At 39.6% G+C, this 20274-nt stretch carries 15 protein-coding genes and 1 tRNA gene; 1 reads left to right on the forward strand and 15 read right to left on the reverse strand.

Annotated features, from left to right (window positions below; genetic code table 11):
- Positions 1 to 6: 6 nt before the first annotated feature.
- The 11 genes from EAX61_RS06985 to EAX61_RS07035 form a co-directional block, all read right to left on the reverse strand.
- Entirely contained in the window at positions 7 to 483 is a 477-nt protein-coding gene (locus EAX61_RS06985; protein WP_121916963.1) for a YybH family protein, read from the reverse strand.
- Positions 484 to 617: 134 nt separating this feature from the next.
- Positions 618 to 1073, reverse strand: a complete 456-nt coding sequence (locus EAX61_RS06990; RefSeq protein WP_121916964.1) for a heme-binding domain-containing protein — start codon at positions 1071 to 1073, stop codon at positions 618 to 620.
- Entirely contained in the window at positions 1074 to 1670 is a 597-nt protein-coding gene (locus tag EAX61_RS06995; protein WP_121916965.1) for a DUF3347 domain-containing protein, read from the reverse strand.
- Positions 1671 to 1700: 30 nt separating this feature from the next.
- Positions 1701 to 4115 carry a multicopper oxidase domain-containing protein gene (locus tag EAX61_RS07000; protein WP_121916966.1) on the reverse strand — a complete coding sequence of 805 codons (2415 nt, stop codon included), beginning with the start codon at positions 4113 to 4115 and terminating at the stop codon, positions 1701 to 1703.
- A gap of 68 nt (positions 4116 to 4183) precedes the next feature.
- The gene (locus EAX61_RS07005) at positions 4184 to 4750 is read right to left on the reverse strand and encodes a helix-turn-helix domain-containing protein (RefSeq protein WP_121916967.1); all 567 of its coding nucleotides are present in this window, start codon (positions 4748 to 4750) and stop codon (positions 4184 to 4186) included.
- 2 nt (positions 4751 to 4752) lie between these two features.
- Entirely contained in the window at positions 4753 to 5970 is a 1218-nt protein-coding gene (locus tag EAX61_RS07010; RefSeq protein WP_121916968.1) for a TolC family protein, read from the reverse strand.
- Positions 5967 to 9719: an efflux RND transporter permease subunit gene (locus EAX61_RS07015; RefSeq protein ID WP_121916969.1), complete on the reverse strand. Its 3753-nt coding sequence runs from the start codon at positions 9717 to 9719 to the stop codon at positions 5967 to 5969. Before EAX61_RS07015 ends, EAX61_RS07010 begins: the two co-directional genes overlap by 4 nt.
- Positions 9720 to 9827: 108 nt before the next feature.
- Complete coding sequence (locus EAX61_RS07020) at positions 9828 to 10247, reverse strand: HYC_CC_PP family protein (protein ID WP_121916970.1); 420 nt, start codon at positions 10245 to 10247, stop codon at positions 9828 to 9830.
- Between the two features lie 81 nt (positions 10248 to 10328).
- Positions 10329 to 11582 (reverse strand): site-specific integrase, encoded by a 1254-nt coding sequence (locus tag EAX61_RS07025; protein ID WP_121916971.1) that lies wholly within the window; start codon positions 11580 to 11582, stop codon positions 10329 to 10331.
- A gap of 232 nt (positions 11583 to 11814) precedes the next feature.
- Positions 11815 to 11888: transfer RNA gene (locus tag EAX61_RS07030), tRNA-Arg, on the reverse strand.
- A gap of 129 nt (positions 11889 to 12017) precedes the next feature.
- A complete protein-coding gene (locus tag EAX61_RS07035; RefSeq protein WP_121916972.1) occupies positions 12018 to 12767 on the reverse strand; it encodes a hypothetical protein in 750 nt (249 codons plus the stop codon).
- 144 nt (positions 12768 to 12911) lie between these two features.
- On the opposite strand from EAX61_RS07035, the gene EAX61_RS07040 reads away from it, so the two are divergent.
- Positions 12912 to 13424 (forward strand): adenine phosphoribosyltransferase, encoded by a 513-nt coding sequence (locus EAX61_RS07040; protein ID WP_201739430.1) that lies wholly within the window; start codon positions 12912 to 12914, stop codon positions 13422 to 13424.
- Between the two features lie 157 nt (positions 13425 to 13581).
- Here the strand turns inward: EAX61_RS07040 and EAX61_RS07045 are convergent, their stop codons facing one another.
- The 4 genes from EAX61_RS07045 to EAX61_RS07060 form a co-directional block, all read right to left on the reverse strand.
- Positions 13582 to 14982, reverse strand: a complete 1401-nt coding sequence (locus EAX61_RS07045; protein WP_121916974.1) for a peroxidase family protein — start codon at positions 14980 to 14982, stop codon at positions 13582 to 13584.
- Between the two features lie 176 nt (positions 14983 to 15158).
- Positions 15159 to 15308 (reverse strand): SsrA-binding protein, encoded by a 150-nt coding sequence (locus EAX61_RS07050; RefSeq protein WP_121916975.1) that lies wholly within the window; start codon positions 15306 to 15308, stop codon positions 15159 to 15161.
- A gap of 878 nt (positions 15309 to 16186) precedes the next feature.
- A complete protein-coding gene (locus EAX61_RS07055; RefSeq protein ID WP_121916976.1) occupies positions 16187 to 17395 on the reverse strand; it encodes a redoxin domain-containing protein in 1209 nt (402 codons plus the stop codon).
- A gap of 58 nt (positions 17396 to 17453) precedes the next feature.
- Positions 17454 to 20249 carry a M56 family metallopeptidase gene (locus tag EAX61_RS07060; RefSeq protein WP_121916977.1) on the reverse strand — a complete coding sequence of 932 codons (2796 nt, stop codon included), beginning with the start codon at positions 20247 to 20249 and terminating at the stop codon, positions 17454 to 17456.
- Positions 20250 to 20274 lie beyond the last annotated feature (25 nt).

The following is a 20274-nucleotide window of genomic DNA, read 5'->3' on the forward strand; positions in this document are numbered from 1 at the left end:
TAAAAATTATTTAACATTTCTGGATGATGAATGTATTTTTACTATCTGCCATTTTTCATCTATCTTCTTAAGGATAGAAGTCGCCACCCCTTTTTTCTTTATGGTTCGAGTATTGCCTTTATCATCGGGATTGAGAACTATGGTGTAGACATAAGTTTCGGTAGTAAACGCATAGGGCAAATCTACTTCTGCATCAATTTCATAATCTGAAAATTCAAACTTCTTGAAATGCCCCAATTCTGGACCTAAATGATGTTCTATATAGTGGGCATAGGTGCCTTCAACACCACCAGATTCAAAAACCTCGGAATCTTCTGTAAATAAGTCAAAAGTACCTTCGGTTGTCAAGTTTTGTAGCGCATCTTTGTAGGTTTTCATTACTTTAAGCACGGCTTGCTTTTCTGTGTTTGTATCTTGTCCGAACACTTGGCTTGTTGCTATTATAATTAATGCGAATATTGTAGTTTTTCTAAGTGCATTCATCCTGTTTATTTTTAAGAATTTTTACTCAAATTCATTTATATCATTATTCATTTTTCTAATATTTTTTATTGTGCCTGACAAGGGAAGGGCTACTAACTAACCAACCATCAACTTTCCCTTCCCATATCAGGACTTTATTCCAAACTGTCTTTTAACGCTTTCATATAATCTATTATCATCCTCTTATCTTCATCTGAAAGAATTGCATCTTTATGAATGAGTGTATAAGAATCCAAGGGCATTTTATCTTCTTCGATTTGGCTTATAATAGACCGAAGTTTACTATTCTTTCGCCGGTCTGAATATGTTGCCCATTCATTAAAATTAAGTTCGTCCTTACCTTCTTGTATGTGATCTTCCAGAAACCAAGTCGCAGGCTGTATCTTACTATACCACGGATAATCTGTATTATTACTGTGGCAATCGTAGCAAGAAACCTGCAACCGATTTTTTATCGTTGCAGGCACTTGATTTTCGACCATAAAATCACTTTGCGGTACATAATCGCTCTCGTTCAGAATTATTGGAAAGAACTGAATCACTATCAATGCCACAAGGGCAAGCCACGCTATGATTTTTAAAAACTTCAATTAGTTGATTTCTCGCTGTACTTTACCGCATTTCAACATTTTGTCACCGAAATAGGGGTTTCTAATTTCTTCGTTCATACTAAGCCAAGCACCACCCTCATTATTATTATACATAGGGCAGAATTGCTCGTATATCTTCATCTCTGTTCCAGTAATGGCAACCATATCGGTAACATCCTTGCTTAATATCTTAAAGTGCTCACGTTGGTGTGCCATATCACTTTCTGAAATGTGTTCTGCGTGTTCAATTGCGTCTTCCATAATATCCTTGAGTTCTTGTTGCTCACTATCTGAATAGCTCGATGCATCAAAACTGCCTAAAGTGCTTGCCAGCGTGGCGCCCAGTTGTTTTGCTTTGTCATTGTCATCGCCTACAAGAGCATCTTTTAAGTTGAAATAGTCATTCAAGATTGCTTCTGCTTTTGCATCTTGGTTGTCATTCATCGCCATATCGTCTTTGTCATCCATAGACTCTTGATGCATCTCATTACTCATAGGTGCAGCCGGTTCGTTCTTGTTTACATCTTTGCAGGAAACCGTTAGTACCGTTGTAGCAGCAAGTGCCATCATACCTAGTGTTCTTTTTACTTTTTTCATCTTTGTTGTTTATTTAAGTTAATTATTGTTTTAAAATCTTAATGAAAGTCCGCCACCCCATCCAAAACGGTTGTCATAGCTTCCCATTAAAGAGAAATCTCTACTCAGTACATATTCAAGTCCTACTTGCCAAGTCGTTTCTTCTTCAAAATCAGTCCCTTCTTCAAAGTCATTTACCCAACCAAAATCCATTTGGTATTCATACTCACCATAAAGGGCAACATTTCTAAATATCATAGTCGCTGTCGCAAAAGAGATAGTAGGACGTAACTTGTTATCAATCCGTAAATCGGAATCGATTAGAAGTGGAAGCAAATAACGAACACCTACGACACCTGTGGTAGATATTTCTTCAAGGCTATCCACGCCTTCGTTTTCAACATTTACACCTCCAAAAACCCTGAAATAACTATTGAGCCAACGCTCGTATGTAAACTCTGCTTCTAAATTTTCATTCCAGCCATATTCTCCTCTTAAGGTAAACTGATTACGAATGTTCGTTGCCGTATAATATAATTCTGTCATATGGCTTGCCCCAGTGACTTCTCCCCAAGTGAACATATGATTTGCCTCATTGGTAAGATTGGTCAAAGGATATCCTTCTAATCGTTCATCTCGTGGTGTATCGTAGCTAAAAATTCTAGCCATACCACTGTTTACGTGATATAGAACGTGACAATGAAAATACCAATCACCCTTTTCATCCGCAGCAAACTCAATGACTACCTTTTGCATCGGTGCAACATTAACCGTGTGTTTTAATGGACTGCGCTCACCATTTTCATTAAGTACCCTAAAAAAGTGTCCGTGTAGATGCATTGGGTGGTGCATCATTGTCATATTGTTAAGCGTTATTCTTACAACTTCTCCCTGATTGATTTTTATTTTATCGGTTTCTGAAAGAGGTACTCCGTTTATTGACCATACATATCGGTTCATATTACCAGTTAGGTTAAATAGCATCTCACGTGTAGGTCTGTCTTCGTCAAATTCGGTACTTTCTGGCGCTTTTAAATAGTGATAATTAAATTCAGGATTACCACCTGTTTTCATATTATTACCTATCACTTTGTCTTTTGGAACCATATAGCCCATTTTCATTCCACCATCCATTTGCATCTTATCGTCTTTCATTTTCATATCCTGATGAGCCATACCGTTGTCTTTCATTTTGATGGAATCTTTATCTTTCTGCATCCCATCCATCTGCATTTTGTCATCTTTCATATTCATTCCATCCATTTGCATTCCATCCATTTGCATTCCATCCATTTGCATTCCATCCATCTTCATTGCGTATTTCTTCATTTTTTCAATACTATCATTTTTTGAAGGGTTGAACTTAACTGCTGGGGCTCCCATTTTCATATCCATTGACATCATCTCTTGCATCTGTTTAATCAAATCAGGTCTAGGAACTTCTGGAGCTTTCAATGTATTGCCTGTTCCTAAAAAGGTAGATGCTTTACCAGAACCGTCTTGTGAAGTTGCAAGGATTTCCAGCTTTCCGCTTTCTGGAATAGTTACTATAAAGTCATATGTTTCGGCAACTCCGATTAATGTTTTATTGTGTGGTACAGGAACAACATCTAACCCATCCGCTGCTACTAGCGTAGGGTCTTCGCCACCGAATGTAAGCCAGAAATAAGTGGCAGCAGCTGCATTTACAAAACGTACCCTTACCTTTTCACCAGGTTTAAAATCAGTATAGTTCTGTTCAGGTTTTCCATTTATAAAAAAATAATCGTAGTAATTGTCAAGTATAGCCATATCTGGCATACGTTGCCACATCATTTTCAACTTAGCTCCAACAGCACCTCTGGCGATTACTTTATCCCAACTTTGTACTTGATTTTTCTTAATGAGGTACCATTCATTACCTCGTTTTAAGTTACGGAGTTGTGTTTTAGGATTTTCATCCATCCAGTCCGAAAGTACGAGTACCAAATCTTTATCATACTCTAATGTGGTCTCTTTAGGATTGATTTGAATTGAGCCATAAACACCACGTTGCTCTTGCAATCCCGTATGTGAGTGATACCAATAAGTTCCAGATTGTTTGAGCGCAAATTTGTACTGTTGAGTTTCGCCTGGCTTAATAGGTGGTGTATTTAGATAAGGTACACCATCGTAAAAATGTGGAAGTATTAAACCGTGCCAGTGCACAGATGTTTCTACATCCATTTTATTGGTTACGTTAATAATAGCAAATTCCCCTTCATTAAATTCTAAAGTTGGACCAGGAATACTACCATTAAAGGTCATCGCTTTTATATCTTTACCCGTGTAGTTTACAGTCTCATAATCAATAGTTAAATCATAGACACGTTCTGGCCAATTATCAACATTTTCTTCCGTTTTGTTAGCTACAAAAGGATTATCTGGTTTTTGTGCTTGCACTGCAAATCCAAATAATATTAAAAAGATTATTAATATTTTTTTCATATTTCTTTTAGTTTTTACCAAAATTAAAGCTGTTTTTGAGCGAGCTGTGTCATAATTCTGGTTGTTATCTATACAATTTGGTCTAATGAATTCCTAAAATTTTTATGGTCATCCTTGTATTTTGTCAAGCTCATTCCTGTTTCGGTCTTAAATTGTCTACTCAAATGATTGATATGGCTATAATCCAATAGTTGACTTATCTCGGTAAAATTCTTTTCCTGTGTTTGTATGAGTTCCTTGACCTTTTCGATTTTCAGTTTAATGAAGTATTTTTCAATGGTATTTCCTTGTGTGAATGAGAATACCTTACTGATTTTTGAATAGTCTTGATGTAATTTTTCTGATAGGTGCTTAGATAATTTGTCGCTTAGTTGGATGGGTAGATTTTCCATCATTTTTATAAGAATTATTTTCACCTGCTCAGTTAGTGTATCCTCAGCAGAATCGATAATTGCGAAGCCGTTATTACTCAGAATTTCCTTAAAAGCATATCGCTCATCGTCGTTCTTGATGTCAAGTTTTACACGTCCCAATTCAATTTCTTTTAGTTCAATGCCCTGCAATTCAATTTCAGATTTGAGCACCTTGATACATCTATCACAAACCATATTTTTTATGTAAAAATCCTTGACCATAATTAATTGATTAAATAGTTAATAATGGCCGATTGTACATAGTACATTTGCACCGACTCGATTTGATTCATTTGAAATTTTAATTGCAGTTCCTGAATGTCCAGCACATCATTAAAATCGATGGTGCCTGTTTCATAATTTTTTACCAGAATTTCTTCGGCATCTTGCGCTTGCTTCAGGTTGCTGTCTTGGGTGTTATAAGCGATGCGGCCTTGGTTGCGTTGTGATTGCGCTTTCGCGAAAGCGGATTCCAGCACATTCAATCGCTGTTCCCGTTGGGTTTCTATTTCTTGCTGACGCAACTCGTTTTGCCTTGAAATGGATTTATAACGGTTGTTGAAAATGGGGATGGATACCGAAACCATTGGCATCAATACATCTTTCCCATTATCGCTAAAGTTCACATCGCTACGTTCCGTTACGGGCAAGTAATCCACACCAAAACCAATCATAGGCAAACTCTCACGCTGGTTGAGCAGTTCGGATTGTGCTACCGATTCATAGAGTTTGTCATATTTGAGCAGTTCAGGATTGAGTGATAGCGCATCATTAGAATAAAATGGGTCTTCCTGCGGGATTTCCATTTCTGGAACTACGTCAACCGTCATCATTGATTCACGGTTGAGCAAATTGTTAAAAGCTGTTTGTTCTGCCGTAAATTCTTCTTCCAGCACTTCCTTTTGTTGTTGTAATTCATTTTGCCGTATTTGAAGTCGCAACACATCTACGGCACTCGCTTTACCTACTTCTACAGACGTGAGTGCAAGTTGCTCATAGGTTTGCAATAGCTGTATATTTTCATCCAGCACAGCTTGCTTGGCACGTATAGAATACAGGCTATAATAGGATTGTGCGACCGAAAGTGCGAGCTTGCGCTTTGCAATCGTGATGTCCACATATTCAGCATCTGCCATTGCGGTGGCATAATTTTCACGAGCTGTAATAGTACCAAACCACGGCAACATCTGTTTTACACCTATCCGTGCACGTTGTGCGCCCACTCTGGTTTCTGGCTCGCTCACAAAGTAGCCGGCACTTACTTCGGTATTGGGAATCCAGTTGGCTTCGTTTACCTTTTCTTCGGCGATATTATAGCGCAGTTCAAAAGCTTGAATTTCTGGATTGTTGGCTTCAGCTTCTTGGATGTAGGATTGTAGCTGTTGCGCTTTCGCGAAAGCGGAAACAAACAAAAACACGAGTATATATTTTAATTTTTTCATCTGTTTGCTTTTTTAAGTTGGTATTCCTTTTTCCAGCTGTATAAAACTGGTAATAGGAAATAAGACGTAATGTCGATTATCATTCCGCCAAAAATGGGTATCGCCATCGGTATCATTATATCGCTTCCCTTGCCTGTGGATGTGAGTACGGGAAGTAGTGCCAGCACCGTTGTTACGGTAGTCATCAAACACGGACGAATGCGTTTACCTGCGGCTTCCAAAGTGGCGAGTCTTATACTTTTTTTATTGTCTGGTTCGTTGCTTTTGAAAGATTGGTCTAAATAGGTGGCCATTACCACGCCATCATCCGTTGCAATACCGAACAGGGCAATAAAACCTACCCAAACAGCCACACTTAAATTGATGGTTTTCATATTAAACAAGTCCCGCAGATTTTCGCCGAAAAAGCTAAAATTGAAAAACCACTCTTGCCCATATAACCATATCATTATAAAGCCACCTGCAAAGGCTACGGCGATTGCGGTAAACACCATTAGCGATGTAGAAACCGACCTAAATTGGAAATACAGAATCAAGAAAATAACCAGCAAACAAAGTGGTACAACTACCGACAGCGTTTTTTCTGCTCGCAACTGATTTTCATAGGTTCCCGTAAATCGATAGCTCACGCCTTGCGGCACGACAAGCGAACCATTATCAATATTTTCTTGAATCAAGGCTTGGGCATTTTCTACCACATCTACTTCGGCAAAGCCGTCCAGTTTGTCAAACAGCACGTAGCCAATAAGAAAAGTGTCTTCACTCTTAATGACCTGTGGTCCTTGCTCGTAGCGAATATCTACCAATTCGCCCAGCGGTACAGGACTTCCTTTTTCAACAGGAACATAGATGTTTCGCAAGTCGTCTGGATTTGCCCTTAATTCTCTTGGATAGCGGACACGCACGGCGTAGCGTTCACGGCCTTCCACGGTTTGCGTTAGTGGCATACCGCCCACGGCCACTTGAAGGATTTCCTGAACGTCCATAATGGATATGCCATATCGAGCCAATTGGTCTCGCTTAATATCGATGAGCAAGTAGGGTTTGCCCACGATACGGTCTGCAAAGACAGCTTGTTCTTTAACGCCTTCGGCTTGTTTCAAGATGTCTTCCAGTTGCAGTCCAAAATTTTCTATGGACTTTAAATCCGGACCTTTTACCTTGATACCCATAGGCGCACGCATTCCCGTTTGTAGCATTACCAAACGTGTTTCGATGGGTTGCAACTTGGGTGCAGATGTCACGCCTGGTAGTTTGGTTACTCGAACTATCTCGTTCCAAATATCATCTGGACTCTCGATGTCTGGTCGCCAGTTTCGGTAATACTCGCCGTTTTCATCTTCAATCAACTCTTCGCGTGTAGCGGTAGTCTTGAGCGATGCTTTGTCATAATTGACATCTTCGTCTATCTCATTATTTGGGTTAATAATAAATTTGTCGTTCTTCAGTACAAACAATCCATCGTCATTGACCTTATAGCGTTGTCGTTGGCCAGATGCATTGCGCATATATTCAGATTTATACTGAATCACATTCTCATACATCGAGAGTGGTGCCGGGTCGAGTGCGCTTTCCGTTCGTCCTGCTTTTCCTACTACGGTTTCAATTTCAGGGATGCTCGCCACCGCCATATCGAGCTGTTGCAACACACGCTTGTTTTCTTCCACACCAGCGTGTGGTAAGGATGTAGGCATCAGCAGGAAAGAGCCTTCATTCAGCGCTGGCATAAACTCTTTGCCCGTATTTCGCATAATAATGATACCCAACGTGAGCACCGTAGCCGGAACGATTAAGAATAGATATCGGTTCTGAAGTGCCCATCGCAAAATACGCTCATAGTATATCCTGAAAATCGAGAACACACCAAGCAGTCCAAAACAGATAATGGAAACAAATAAAAAGTTCATCACAATACTTCGGTCAAAGCCTAACGGTCGCCAGTAGGTAGCGAGCAAGAATACGATGGCAACCGATGAAATGATGATATCCAGTAGATTTTTACGCTTTCGCGAAAGCTTACCACGCATCTTTAAAAATGATGTGATAGCAAAGGCGATAAGAATTAGTCCTAACCAATAACCGTAAACAATGGCGATAATTCCCAATAAAACAAGCAAGCCATTAATGGCATACTGTGTACCTTCTCGCACACTCGTCTTGCGGAACAGGAATGCCGCGATGGGTGGAATGAGAAATAACGCAATGATGAGTGATGCCGTGAGTGCCATTGTTTTGGTAAAAGCAAGTGGGCGGAACAGTTTTCCTTCGGCACCTATCATCGTAAATACGGGCAGGAAACTGATAATGGTCGTCAGGACAGCTGTTAGGATAGCACCAGAAACTTCGGCAGTTGCGTTGTAGATGATTTCGTTTGTGGTGTATTCCTTACCGTTTTCATTAAGCCGCAACTTTTCATCTTCCAAGTGCCGAATCATATTTTCGGCGAGTATCACGCCCACGTCCACCATAGTTCCGATGGCAATAGCGATACCAGAAAGTGCGACGATGTTTGCATCTACATTAAAGAGCTTCATCGTGATAAAAACCATCAAAACTGCTACGGGTAATAGTCCTGAAATAAGGATGGATGCACGTAGATTGAACACCATAATGATAATAACTAAAATGGTAATCAAGATTTCCAAAGTCAAAGCTTCGTTGAGTGTGCCCAAAGTTTCCTGAATGAGTTCGGTACGGTCGTAAAATGGCACGATAGTTACTTGCGAAGTGCGCCCATCTTTCAAGGTTTTTGTTGGAAGTCCAGAGCTTATTTCGGCGATTTGTGCTTTGACATTATTGATGACTTCCAGCGGATTTGCACCATAGCGAGCGACTACAACACCACCTACAACTTCGGCACCTTCCTTATCGAGAATACCACGTCTTGCGGCTGGTCCCAGATGAACGTTTGCCACATCCTTAATGCGTATGGATGTAAAGTTTTCAGAATCTACTACCGCATTTTCAATATCTGCTATGGACTTTATGTAGCCCAATCCGCGCACGAGATATTCCGCTTGATTGATTTCGAGCGTTTGTGCGCCTATATCTTGATTGCTCTGCTTTACAGCTTTGACTACATCGCCCATACTCACGTTGTACTGGCGCATTTTTTCTGGGTCGATATCCACTTGGTATTCCTGAACATAGCCACCAATGGAAGCTACTTCAGAAACACCACTTGCCGATGACAATCCATATTTCACATAGTAATCCTGTATGCTACGCAATTCCTGTAAATCCCATCCGCCAGTTACGTTGCCGTCTTTATCACGACCTTCCAGCGTGTACCAAAATATCTGTCCGAGACCCGTGGCATCTGGTCCTAATGATGGATTGACACCATCAGGTAATAGGTTTGCAGGAAGTGAGTTCAGTTTTTCAAGTATGCGACTGCGTGACCAGTAGAACTCGATGTCTTCTTCAAAAATGATATAGATGCTTGAAAATCCAAACATAGATGAACTACGGATGGTTTTCACACCTGGAATACCGAGAAGCGAAGTGGTAAGAGGATATGTGATTTGGTCTTCAATGTCCTGTGGCGAGCGACCTTGCCACTTGGTAAAAACAATTTGCTGGTTCTCGCCAATATCAGGTATGGCATCAACGGCAACTGGGTCTGTAGGTAAAAAGCCCGTTTCCCAATTAAAGGGTGCGTTGACCACGCCCCAACCCACAAATAGGGCGAATAGTAGAACGGCAACAAGTTTGTTTTCTATGAGAAATTTAATGCTCTTATTCAGCATAACATTTGATGTATTAGATAATTGGAATTACGTGTTGCGGAAAATGGCAAACACGAGTTTTAGCCCACGACAGCGTAGCTGTTGGGCTTCATTATAAAATCTAACAAATCAAATTAAGAAAGTCTGGTGCAGCACTTGCACATCCCGTTTGACAAAGGGTCGCGGGTAATCTTCAAAAGGAACTTCTTTAGATTCTGTTCCTTCAAAAAGGTTTATATAAGAATATGTAAAAGCAGCGATGAACGTTTGCTGCTCAAAGGTTAACTTAGTAAAGTCTTGCTTTAAATTATCCTGTCCTTCAATAATTAATTGCTCATCAGAGCAACAGGAATTTTTGGTAAGCATCGAATTTTCACAACCTATACTTGACTGCTCTTTTTCCATTCCACAGGTTTCTGCTGATTGGAACAATGAAAAATCTACAAGAGAATCCCCACAATAATGCATATCCACAGTAAATGACATCGTGGTAAAAAGTACCACGACTGCCATTAAAATAGCCATCGATTTGTGGAGGAATTTCTTCATTAAGTACAAAAATAATAAAATTTGATATAATTTGTTGTACTTTCTTATTTAGAATGCTTCTTGAAAGTATAAATTTGGTTATTAGTCTGCTTTTTTAATGCGTTCATTTTTATTCTTCAACAACTTGTTTTTCAAGATATCCATATCATTGCTAACCTTATGCTCGAGTACTCGAGCATAAATTTGAGTAGTAGCAATTTTACTATGTCCTAAGAGTTTTGATACCGTTTCTATAGGAACACCATTGGAAAGCGTTATGGTAGTTGCAAAGGTATGGCGTGCCATATGAAACGTTAGATTTTTAGTTATACCAACATAGTGAGCAACTTCCTTTAGATACACGTTCAATTTCTCATTAGTGATTACTGGCAAAAGTGTTCCTGTTACTTCTGTCATAGGATGCCCTTCATATTTAGAAATGATTTCTTCTGCTTTTCCAAGTAACGGGACTTTGACTGAAGATTTTGTTTTTTGACGTTTGGTATATATCCAATTTCCGCCATCCATACCAAGCACCAAATTATCTTCTGTCAAATTCATTATATCCACATAGCTGATACCGGTGTAGCAGCTAAACACAAATAAGTCACGCACTCTGTCCAGGCGTTCGATAGAAAACTGAAAGTTTTCCATATTGGAAAGCTCATTTTCAGAAAGAAACTCACGTTGCTTCTTCTCGTAAACTGGTTTCCATCTTACAAATGGGTCCCGTGGAATCCATTCCATATGATAAGCCAACGTTACTATTTTACGTAAACGTTGAATATGCTTCATTATAGTATTCTGGCTTAAGGCTTTTGGATGACCAGCTGGCCAGTAGTTGGCTAAGTAATTTTCGAAGTCGCACAGGAATTTATAATCGAGCTCTTTTAAATAGATATCGGTTGTTTTCTTGACTTTGTTGAGAAATCTGTTGAGGTAGTTTTCGGTCACTCCGAAGTTTCTAATCGTTCCCTTTGCCAGAGTATTTTCAATTTTTTTACTGTGATAGGCGATGAGGTTTTGAAGTGATTTGGATTGCTCGTTCTCGCCTGTGTAGTGGGCTTTTATGAGCTTGGCCGTTATCAATTTTTCTTGAAATTTTAAGTCTTGGTATATCTGGAAGAGCTTAGTGTAAGTCTGGTCGATATACTGATTGAGTTGGCGAGCTTGTGCAGAGTTACCCTTACTTCGGTTTTTCTTAGGGTCCCAAAGTTTTACCGGCACTCGTCTTTTTAAACTGATGTTAGCTCGTTTTTGGTTTACCGTGATTCTGGCATAAACCAGAGCTTCGCCATCTGTGGCGTTCTTTTGGTCTGCCCAAAAGAGAATTGAGAATGTGTTTGTTGACCGCATAGTTGTCGTCTTTAGATTATACAAATCGTCTTGACGAATGTCAAATCAACTATAGCAAGTATTTCAAAGCTTTTCTTGAAAGTGTCAGTTCAACTGACACTTTGAAAATTAACTGACGATTAGCTACCATATAGAAGCAAATCGTTTCATTTCAAATGTTGGTCTAAAAACCAGAAAACCACGCAAATCATAGTGATTGCGTGGCTTTGTTGTCATTTTGCAATGACTAAAGTGACCTCGACAGGATTCAAACCTGTAACCTCTTGAGCCGTAATCAAGTGCGCTATTCAGTTGCGCCACGAGGCCTTTAATAATTCCCAAACTCAGAATAAATGTTCTTTGTTTCGGGGTGCAAATATAAAACAATACTATAAATATAAAACAAGTATTGTAAAAAAATTTGAAGTATTCTTAATCTATTTATAGTCCGTAGTTCTAGTAAATAGCAAGAACCGAAACGGTATCGCGATCCTGACCAAATACTGCAGTAAACGCCTCTTTAGTATCTGTGTTAATACTACTATAGACCAGAGCGTTAAACTCAATATAATAATTTCCTGCGGGAAGTATTCTTGTAAAACTGCCATTGTTGTAAAGATATCCCCCTACGGCCTCTATGTCACCAGTAGCATTGGTATAAGTTTGTCCAGATACACCCAGTCCACCACCTAAAGTCGTATAAACTGTGCCAGAAACAGGGTCGTTGATAAAACTGTAAAGCGTTAGAAAATTCTGTACGAGTTTAGGGGATGGATCACTTATATTAGAGGTGTTTGTATAATCCTTACAATCAAAACTCAATGAGTAATTTACCATTACTATTGCATCTTGTTCTAATGTAAAAAAAGTATTTCCTATTACATTTATCACCTGTCCACCTGTTGCGCTGGTTCTTACTTGAACTGGAGCAGCATTATTTATAAGGTCAAATTCAGGTCGTATAAGTTCACCATCAGCAGGAGCAGTTGGGATTATAAAATCTCCATTAGTATCCACGTGCACAGGCGCGCTGCGCGTTCCTAGGTTACGGGCATTGTTTGTACTGTTAAGTCCATCCACACGCACACCACTCGTGGCACCAGCGATATGAATTGTATTTTGTGGGTCTGTCGTATTAACTCCCACCTGCGCGTTGCAATAAGAAATAGCACCTAACGTAAGTGCTAACATTGTATTTTTAAACATCTTTAATGATTTTAGGGAAATTAAAATTAATGAACTATTCGATCCTGTGGCGGATGTCTATTTACAATTGCCGAAATTTGACATTTTTTAAACCCATTTTGAACAAAATCAATCTTTCGGGAATTGAGATATTATAAAACTATGATAGATTTAAAGGAGTACATCCGTGACATTGAGGACTTTCCTAAAGAGGGGATTACTTTTAAAGATATAACACCGTTGTTAGGTAATGCGTCCGCTTTCGCGAAAGCGGCAACAGCTCTCCTTGAATTAGTACCAGATGTACAAATAGACAAGGTCGTGGGGATTGAAGCACGGGGATTCTTTTTTGGAACCCTACTCGCCGAAAAACTGGGTGCAGGATTTGTCCCAGTGCGCAAGCCAAAAAAGCTTCCGCATACTACCATCGCCCAAACCTACGAACTAGAATACGGAACAGATACCCTAGAAATGCACGTAGATGCAATTTCTAAAGGAGATAAAGTATTATTGCACGATGATGTTCTTGCTACGGGAGGAACGGCTGCCGCGGTAATACAGCTGATTGAAAAGGCGGGTGGCGCGATCGTACAGTGTAATTTTTTGGGCGAAATCGCATTTCTCGAAGGAAGGAAGAAACTTGAAGGTCAGGAAGTAAAAGCGCTGTTTCAGTTTTAATTGCAGGGCGATAGCCATAACGTTAAATTTCCCAATCATTCCTTTTTTTTGGTTTTTACATTCCCTAGGCGAGCATTAATATAGTTTATTAAAAAACCAGCCATAGTTTTGGGAATGGAACACTAGGCTGGCTTTAGAATTGAGTAGGGCGCTATTTCTAACTGAATGTGAGAAGATCTTTCATTGTAAAATCTCCGTTATTTGTTAGGTTGGGTATCCAATTTCGGTCTACGCTCAAGAAAGAAGTCGTGTCGAGTTCTAAAAGTCCTATCAACGTTTCTCCTACAATGCGACCGCCTAGAGGACCCAAGCCTTCACCTGGTTTATTTCCTCCAGCATCTTTACGGCCTATACACTCTGCCTCGGCAAGGATATAATACCAAAGTGGGGTTCCGTTAGATAGGTCTATTCCAGCAGTATTTCCCTTGACGTGTGCTGTTACCTTGTCAATTATTGTTTGGTCTATTCCGGCAGCCTGGGAGGCTTTCTCACCAGAAGGTAGTAGGAAACTTTGCCCACGGAGCAGATTGCGCGTTGCGAGAGAGTTTTCACTTCCGGCCGGTATAAAAGGCAACGCAAGCAAGTCCGTAGGCATTTTTGTATCTAATTTATCTGTAGTCTGGAATGGTGTAGCGTCTATGTTAAAAAGTACTTCCCACTCAATGATTTGCTTGTCGTCAGAGATAGGCTGAAAACCAAACCCAAGTGTTCCCCCGAAGAGTTCAAAATCGTGTGTCTGTGCTTTTCTAACTTTGAGCTTTTGAGGAGCTAGCGAATGTCCAAAACGATATGCAGCAGCACTAAATTCAATTGGAATCTGTCCCTTATGTGGGGTAAACAGTTGGCGACCTTCGCTCATTATTTCTTGCACAAGTGGTGCTCCTATCATTGTAGGAAGAAACTCATTGAGTATCATCCAGTGGTAGTGCCAGCGGACTTCCTCATTTGCCTTCTCATAGAGTGCTCCATGATTAAGGCTAGGGTCTGCTGCTTGTAAATGCGCTACAACGTGGTTATGGAAGTTTATAAAAGCCAATTGCAGTTGAGCAATCACGCGATTCTCATCGTTGCGAGGGTCACCTATAATTGCTGTACCGGTGCTTGTGCGAGCAACATCGTTATCGCGATGATTTTGTGACTGTGAGGCTAGGGCTGTGCCATCCTTGCCAGTAAGTAGTGATACTCCATCCTTAAATAGGAAATTGGAAGCTTCTGGACCGAGACCGTAAACACAATCTAAATCTAGCGCAGGAGTTCTAAAATTAAAGATTGCATTGGGATCGTTTACTTTATCTAGTCTTGATGTAGTATCTAGCGTGATGTCGTGATCAATAAATTGTCCCAAAAATACCATTCCCATAGGAATTGTTTGAGAGTCGTTACGAGCTTTACCACCATCCATAGGACCGCCTTGAGCACCTAGTTTTTTGAGTTCGCTAGGTTTTGTGTACAAAGCCGGAAGTCCTGAGAATAGTCGCCCAAAGCGTCCTTCGTTGTGATTGTCTTTTTCGCACATAGCCATAATGCCATGCTGTGGTTTCATACCGTGATGTGCCATTGTATTGAGTTTTTAAGTGTGTTACAAAACAATGAGGGAAGGAGGGATAGTGAGAGATAACCGTAGTTGTTATTTCTTGACGACAAATATAGTGTAGTGCAACTTGTTGTAAATCAGTTAAATGCCCCTTTTTTGAGGAGTCTTTAAAACGATAACCATTAAATGGAAAGAGGTGGTTAGAGCGCCCTTTTGGTCACCCAAGCGCGAAAACCAATAATGGCAAGTTGCCATTTTTTTGCTTTGGCGAGGTCTAGTTCCTTTTTTGAGTAAGATGGTAGGACGGCTTTGTTAATTTTGGCCAGCGTCTTAAAGAACTGTTTTTTCATACCCGAAAAATACAAAAAAAACCTCCCAATGTTCGATCAAGAGCAGGGAGGTTTTATGGTGAGCGGAAAACGCAAGTGCTCACCATATAATTGGGCTAATCACTTATGTTTTGCTCATTTTAGGATGTAAACATCCGTACGACAATGGGTCGCAAAGCAATATTGACATAAAATTTGTGGAATTTGTGTGCGGTTTTAAAATTTTCGCGAAACCTGGACTGAGCGCAGTCGAAGTTGCGTAATTCAAAACCTAATTAGGGGAAACGGCTACCAGATAGGCCTTTGTCTGGTTCAGTAAGGGTCAAGTTTATCCGAAGATAAGTTCAAGTGCAGTAATGATTAATTGTACCATGTGATTGATGTTTTAGTGGTTAGTAAAAAAGTTTGATTAGTGACTCAGATGTTGTACGTATGTTGCAATCGTATAACTGATGCTCAGACTTACCATAAAGATGGTGTACAATCCTAATACTTTGTTTGTTCTGGTAGTTGTGTTTTGCGTTTTCATAATAGTAAAGTTTTATAGTTGTTTGTTATTGATGAAACAAAGAAGTACCCTTTTGCCAGAATGACCAAAGAAATTATAAGCTTTTAATACAATTAACTATAAAATTGTAAGTATAAAGATGAATTGTATTTCAATATTGTTAGTTACGCTTTCGCGAAAATATCAACTCATAACCCACAATCCAGTATTGTGGAAAATCTGTAAGAACTCAAGGGCCGTTTTGACCCCTCTGCAAAAATCCTAGGGGAAAACTGTCTTAAAAGTGGCTGATTTCCGTGTTTTCATCATTGAGACCTTCAAATGTTAGTAAAAAAAGAAGCCCCATTTGCAATGGCAAATAGGGCTGATTTATCTTTTGATATGGTAGTAGCTAATCCGAAAGCACAAGAAAATCTATATTCCTTTTGGCTTTTATAACTTCGAGACCATACTTTTTAAGTTCGTCCATACCTTTTTTAGTGTTCTCTATATACCATTTTACAGTAATGTCGTATACATCATTATATCCAGTATTATCCATAACTGGCAATCCTAACACTTCTTCATAATAATTTACAAGTGTTGTTATAGGTTCACCTTGTAGTGTGACACCCTCGCCATATCTGGTAATACCGTTGGGATCGGGTTTTTGTGTAGATATGGGCAATGTTATGGAAGTGTTTGGGATTTTCTGGAGCAGGTATACATCCGTGAGTTGCGTTTCGACTTTGGCGGTTATGTTTGAAAGGTTGGCTAATTCTTTTTGCATCAGCTCGAGTCTACTTTCGCGCAAGCGGTTTGGAAAAATCATTTCATAACAGTATAACTGTTCTTTATTGTCATAGCTATATATGTCTGGGTCTTTAAAGTTTTCTTTTACCCTTGTCCAGCGATATCCATAAGCCATTTTAAATAATGAAGGCATCGTAAGATTGTAGGCAAATAGTCTATTACCGTTCCTACCATCATTACTCATCCCGGGAGCGCTTGGGTTGTAGGGGAGGAGCGTGCTTTGAAAAATAGGTTGTGAAGTATTTGTAACTAGAGAAATGCTAGGATCAAAATCTACATCTTCTTTTTTTACCTCAAATTCCATTTCCTGGCCAGATAGCAGACGTTCTATATTCTCTTGAGTAATTGCATCACCACTTGTAATGGCACGAACAATTTTATCTTTATCTAGAATGACATAATGGGGAATCACTCGGTGCTTAAAATAGCTGTTGATACTTCCATCAATATCTATCGCGATGGTAAAGGATTGTGGTCGATTCTCAAGGAAAGTGGCGATGCGTTCTTTAGACTCATCTGTAACGGCAATGATTTTAAGTTGATTACCGTAGGTTTCTTGTAGTTTACTCATCTTAGGGAAGCTACTCAGGCAAGGACCGCACCACGTCGCCCAGAAGTCTAGAATGACAACATCGGCCTCGATATCATACAAGGACAGTTTTTCCTTCTCGTCATTGAGTAGTTGATTAAACTTGAGGTTAGGTACTTGAGCACCTATGGTTGCTTCCTCAGTATTAAGCATAGCAGTTTCTTGCTTGCAACTCCATAGAATGAGGATTGCAAGACAACTTAAGATTGTCTTTTCCATAAATTAAAGTTTAAACCGCTACGGGAAGTAGCGGTGGTAAAGGTGGTTTGTAAAGGTTTTATTGATCTCCCGTATAGCCTAACCAGACTGTTGTGATGGGATCCTTCTTATTTCCAAAAGTTGACGAGGTTCTATTGCCAGATCGACCTATCAGTAACAGAGTGATTTGAGTGATTTCTCCATTTGGGTTCCGTTCAATAGTCGTTTTTTGAACGGTAATGCCTTCTTTTTGAAAAGTTGCTTTTATATTATCGATATCTTGATCTGTGGCGTCTTTGTCAATTTTGGCTTGTGTAACTCCGCCAAAGTTTGCATTACTTTTTATTCCCGTGTCGCCTTGAACTAAAAATAATTTTTGACCACTCACATCTACCGCAAATTTGTTATTACTGGGTTTTAGTTTCTTTATTGTAGCATATTTAGGGTTGCTCTTTGTGGTAATTTCAATCGCACCATACTTTGCAGTTTCTCCATAGGCTACAAGTGCTTTTTCTCCTTTTAGGATATTCATATGCCCTATATGATCAGGATCAAGCGTATTCATAGCATCATATGATATGACTTCGCCGTCTAGGATAACTAGTGGTTTTGTAGAATTGTCTAATTTTCCAAATTCCGACAACTTTAGTTTAGGTTTTTCTTGAGAGAATAATCTTTTACTTCCTATTTTATCATTACTGTCCTTATCAGTTTGTGCGCGACCATAAACTCTCCGTTCTGCTCGTTTTTCTTTCATTTCGTTCATTCTGGCTTCCATCTGAGCTTTGCGTTCTTCTATTTGAGTTTGCATTTGTTCCCTGCGCTCCTGTGACTGGACTTCCATCTGCGTGCGTCGCTCTTCCATTCTAGCTTTCATTTCCACCATACGTTCTTCCATTTCGGCGCGGGAACTAGCGTTACCCATTCCTGTGCGACCATCTGCATCACGGTAAATGAAGATATCGCTTATAGGAGAATCACTACTCGTGCTGTAATTCTTACTGTTACCATTTGCATCTTTAAAAGTGAGTTGAATACTCGTGATTTCATTTTGCGCGTTAAAATCCACATTTTTAAAATCTAATGTTGCGTTGTGCTTTTCTTTGAGCATTTGTTTTAATGCTTTGAGCTCTTCGATTGTTGTTTTTTTTGTGATTTTAAAGCGGTAGGTGTCTTGTGGCATATTCACATCAAATTCAATTGCTGTGGGTGTGGTAGTATCATTTGCTGGGAATTTTACTGCTTTATCTAGAAAGACAAGTTTTTCGGCATCTATTTTAAATGACTGACCTATCTTACCTTTTTCAATAACCACGATTTCTTGAGCTGGTGTAATTTTTATTTCATATCCATCCCAATCAGTAGGTAAGTCACTATTCCTGTCAAAACGAGTAAAAAATCTAGATTGTCCTGTGAATTTTGTTTGAAACGCAAATCGTTGTAGTTTACCGTCAGTTGCAAATTTGCGGTTGCTAAATCTAAATGTAGATTCCGGATATTTTTGAGCTACTATTTTCTCTATACGGTCTAATTCTGAAGCGGTGCTTGTGGAGTTTATACCAAAAATGTTCTGAATGCTAGTGGAGGTTTTGCCTCTATTCACTGTACCATCTTTGTCAATACTAAAAGTATCAACTGTTGCAATTTGTGTGGTGACCGTAGCCTTAAGGGTTTCCTTATCAAAAGTGAGTGTAGCGTCTTCAATTCCTTTTCCCACAACTTTTTCTTTAAGGGTGTGCCTTGTTTGTTCACCACTTCCCGCAGGATGCGTGATCACATACATAGAAGCAATTGTTCCATTCTCGTTTCTTACAACCTCTCCATAAGTAAAGACGATTCCTTTGGTAAAAAGGTCTACGGTGACGTTGTTGAAATCATCAAGAACAAAGTCTTTCTTGATGGTTACATTTAAGGTGTTTAGAGGGGTTTCCGCTACTTCGGCTCCGCTCAGCACAGGTTTCGCGAAAGCGTAATTATCCCCATCCACTTCTTCAAATTGTACTACTTCTTTCGTGTGAAAGGAATACATAAATAGTGCGAGTGCGGGAAGGATGAGTCCCAGTTTCAAAAGGTTGCGTCGTTGTGACGCGGGTTTGTTGAGCATAACGATTCGTTTTTTGATGAATGAATGATAAAAATTAGTAGTAAGTGCTGGTCTGTATGAGGTTGATGAGACCTTGACCAGTGTGCGTTGATATTTTTTGTGTGACTGCGCTTGCTGGGCGGCAGTACTATCGGCTATATATTCTAGATTTTGCTCGATGCTGTTTTTGTAAAGCCAGGCGATGGGATTGCACCATTGCAATGCAAGTGCAACTTGAGTGAGCAATACATCTATGGAATGCAGTTGGCTAGCGTGTACTTGCTCGTGTGCAAGAATCATTTCTTGATCTTCTTGAGAATGTAACTGCGGGTTGTAAACGATATACTTAAAGAAAGAAAAAGGGGTAATATCCTGATCAACGGCGATATAGGTAAACCTATTTCTTGCAACAACAGTTCCTGATTTAATGAGGCGTTGCAGTGAGAAGAGTTGTATAAAAAAGCGTGTAATCATAACGGAAACACCTATACAGTAAATAACAAAAAGTACTTGGAACCAATCGATGGTAAATTGTGCCTCAGCAGGAGTCATTGTCTCCCATTGTGCGCTGTCAAAGTTGTTTATAAATGGAAGTTCTTCTACCACGGGAGCGGGGACATAAGTGATGGTTTCAAATTCCAAGAAGGGTAGGAGAATAGCAGCAAGAATTCCTCCTATGAGATAATGCCTATTTGCAGTAAAAAATGTGTCCCGTCGCAATACAATCATGTAGATGACATAAAAAATACCTAAGATCGCAATGCTTTTTATGATGTAGGTTAGTGTTTCCATAACAACAATTAATTTATCGTCTGTT

This window comes from Dokdonia sinensis, from assembly GCF_003688895.1.
Classification (GTDB): domain Bacteria; phylum Bacteroidota; class Bacteroidia; order Flavobacteriales; family Flavobacteriaceae; genus Dokdonia; species Dokdonia sinensis.

What these genes read in the sequence shown, in the direction of transcription:
- EAX61_RS06985 (WP_121916963.1), bottom strand. Translation starts at nt 483, where the DNA reads ATGAATGCACTTAGAAAAACTACAATATTCGCATTAATTATAATAGCA.
- EAX61_RS06995 (WP_121916965.1), bottom strand. Translation starts at nt 1,670, where the DNA reads ATGAAAAAAGTAAAAAGAACACTAGGTATGATGGCACTTGCTGCTACA.
- EAX61_RS07000 (WP_121916966.1), bottom strand. Translation starts at nt 4,115, where the DNA reads ATGAAAAAAATATTAATAATCTTTTTAATATTATTTGGATTTGCAGTG.
- EAX61_RS07005 (WP_121916967.1), bottom strand. Translation starts at nt 4,750, where the DNA reads ATGGTCAAGGATTTTTACATAAAAAATATGGTTTGTGATAGATGTATC.
- EAX61_RS07010 (WP_121916968.1), bottom strand. Translation starts at nt 5,970, where the DNA reads ATGAAAAAATTAAAATATATACTCGTGTTTTTGTTTGTTTCCGCTTTC.
- EAX61_RS07015 (WP_121916969.1), bottom strand. Translation starts at nt 9,719, where the DNA reads ATGCTGAATAAGAGCATTAAATTTCTCATAGAAAACAAACTTGTTGCC.
- EAX61_RS07020 (WP_121916970.1), bottom strand. Translation starts at nt 10,247, where the DNA reads ATGAAGAAATTCCTCCACAAATCGATGGCTATTTTAATGGCAGTCGTG.
- EAX61_RS07025 (WP_121916971.1), bottom strand. Translation starts at nt 11,582, where the DNA reads ATGCGGTCAACAAACACATTCTCAATTCTCTTTTGGGCAGACCAAAAG.
- EAX61_RS07035 (WP_121916972.1), bottom strand. Translation starts at nt 12,767, where the DNA reads ATGTTTAAAAATACAATGTTAGCACTTACGTTAGGTGCTATTTCTTAT.
- EAX61_RS07045 (WP_121916974.1), bottom strand. Translation starts at nt 14,982, where the DNA reads ATGGCACATCACGGTATGAAACCACAGCATGGCATTATGGCTATGTGC.
- EAX61_RS07050 (WP_121916975.1), bottom strand. Translation starts at nt 15,308, where the DNA reads ATGAAAAAACAGTTCTTTAAGACGCTGGCCAAAATTAACAAAGCCGTC.
- EAX61_RS07055 (WP_121916976.1), bottom strand. Translation starts at nt 17,395, where the DNA reads ATGGAAAAGACAATCTTAAGTTGTCTTGCAATCCTCATTCTATGGAGT.
- EAX61_RS07060 (WP_121916977.1), bottom strand. Translation starts at nt 20,249, where the DNA reads ATGGAAACACTAACCTACATCATAAAAAGCATTGCGATCTTAGGTATT.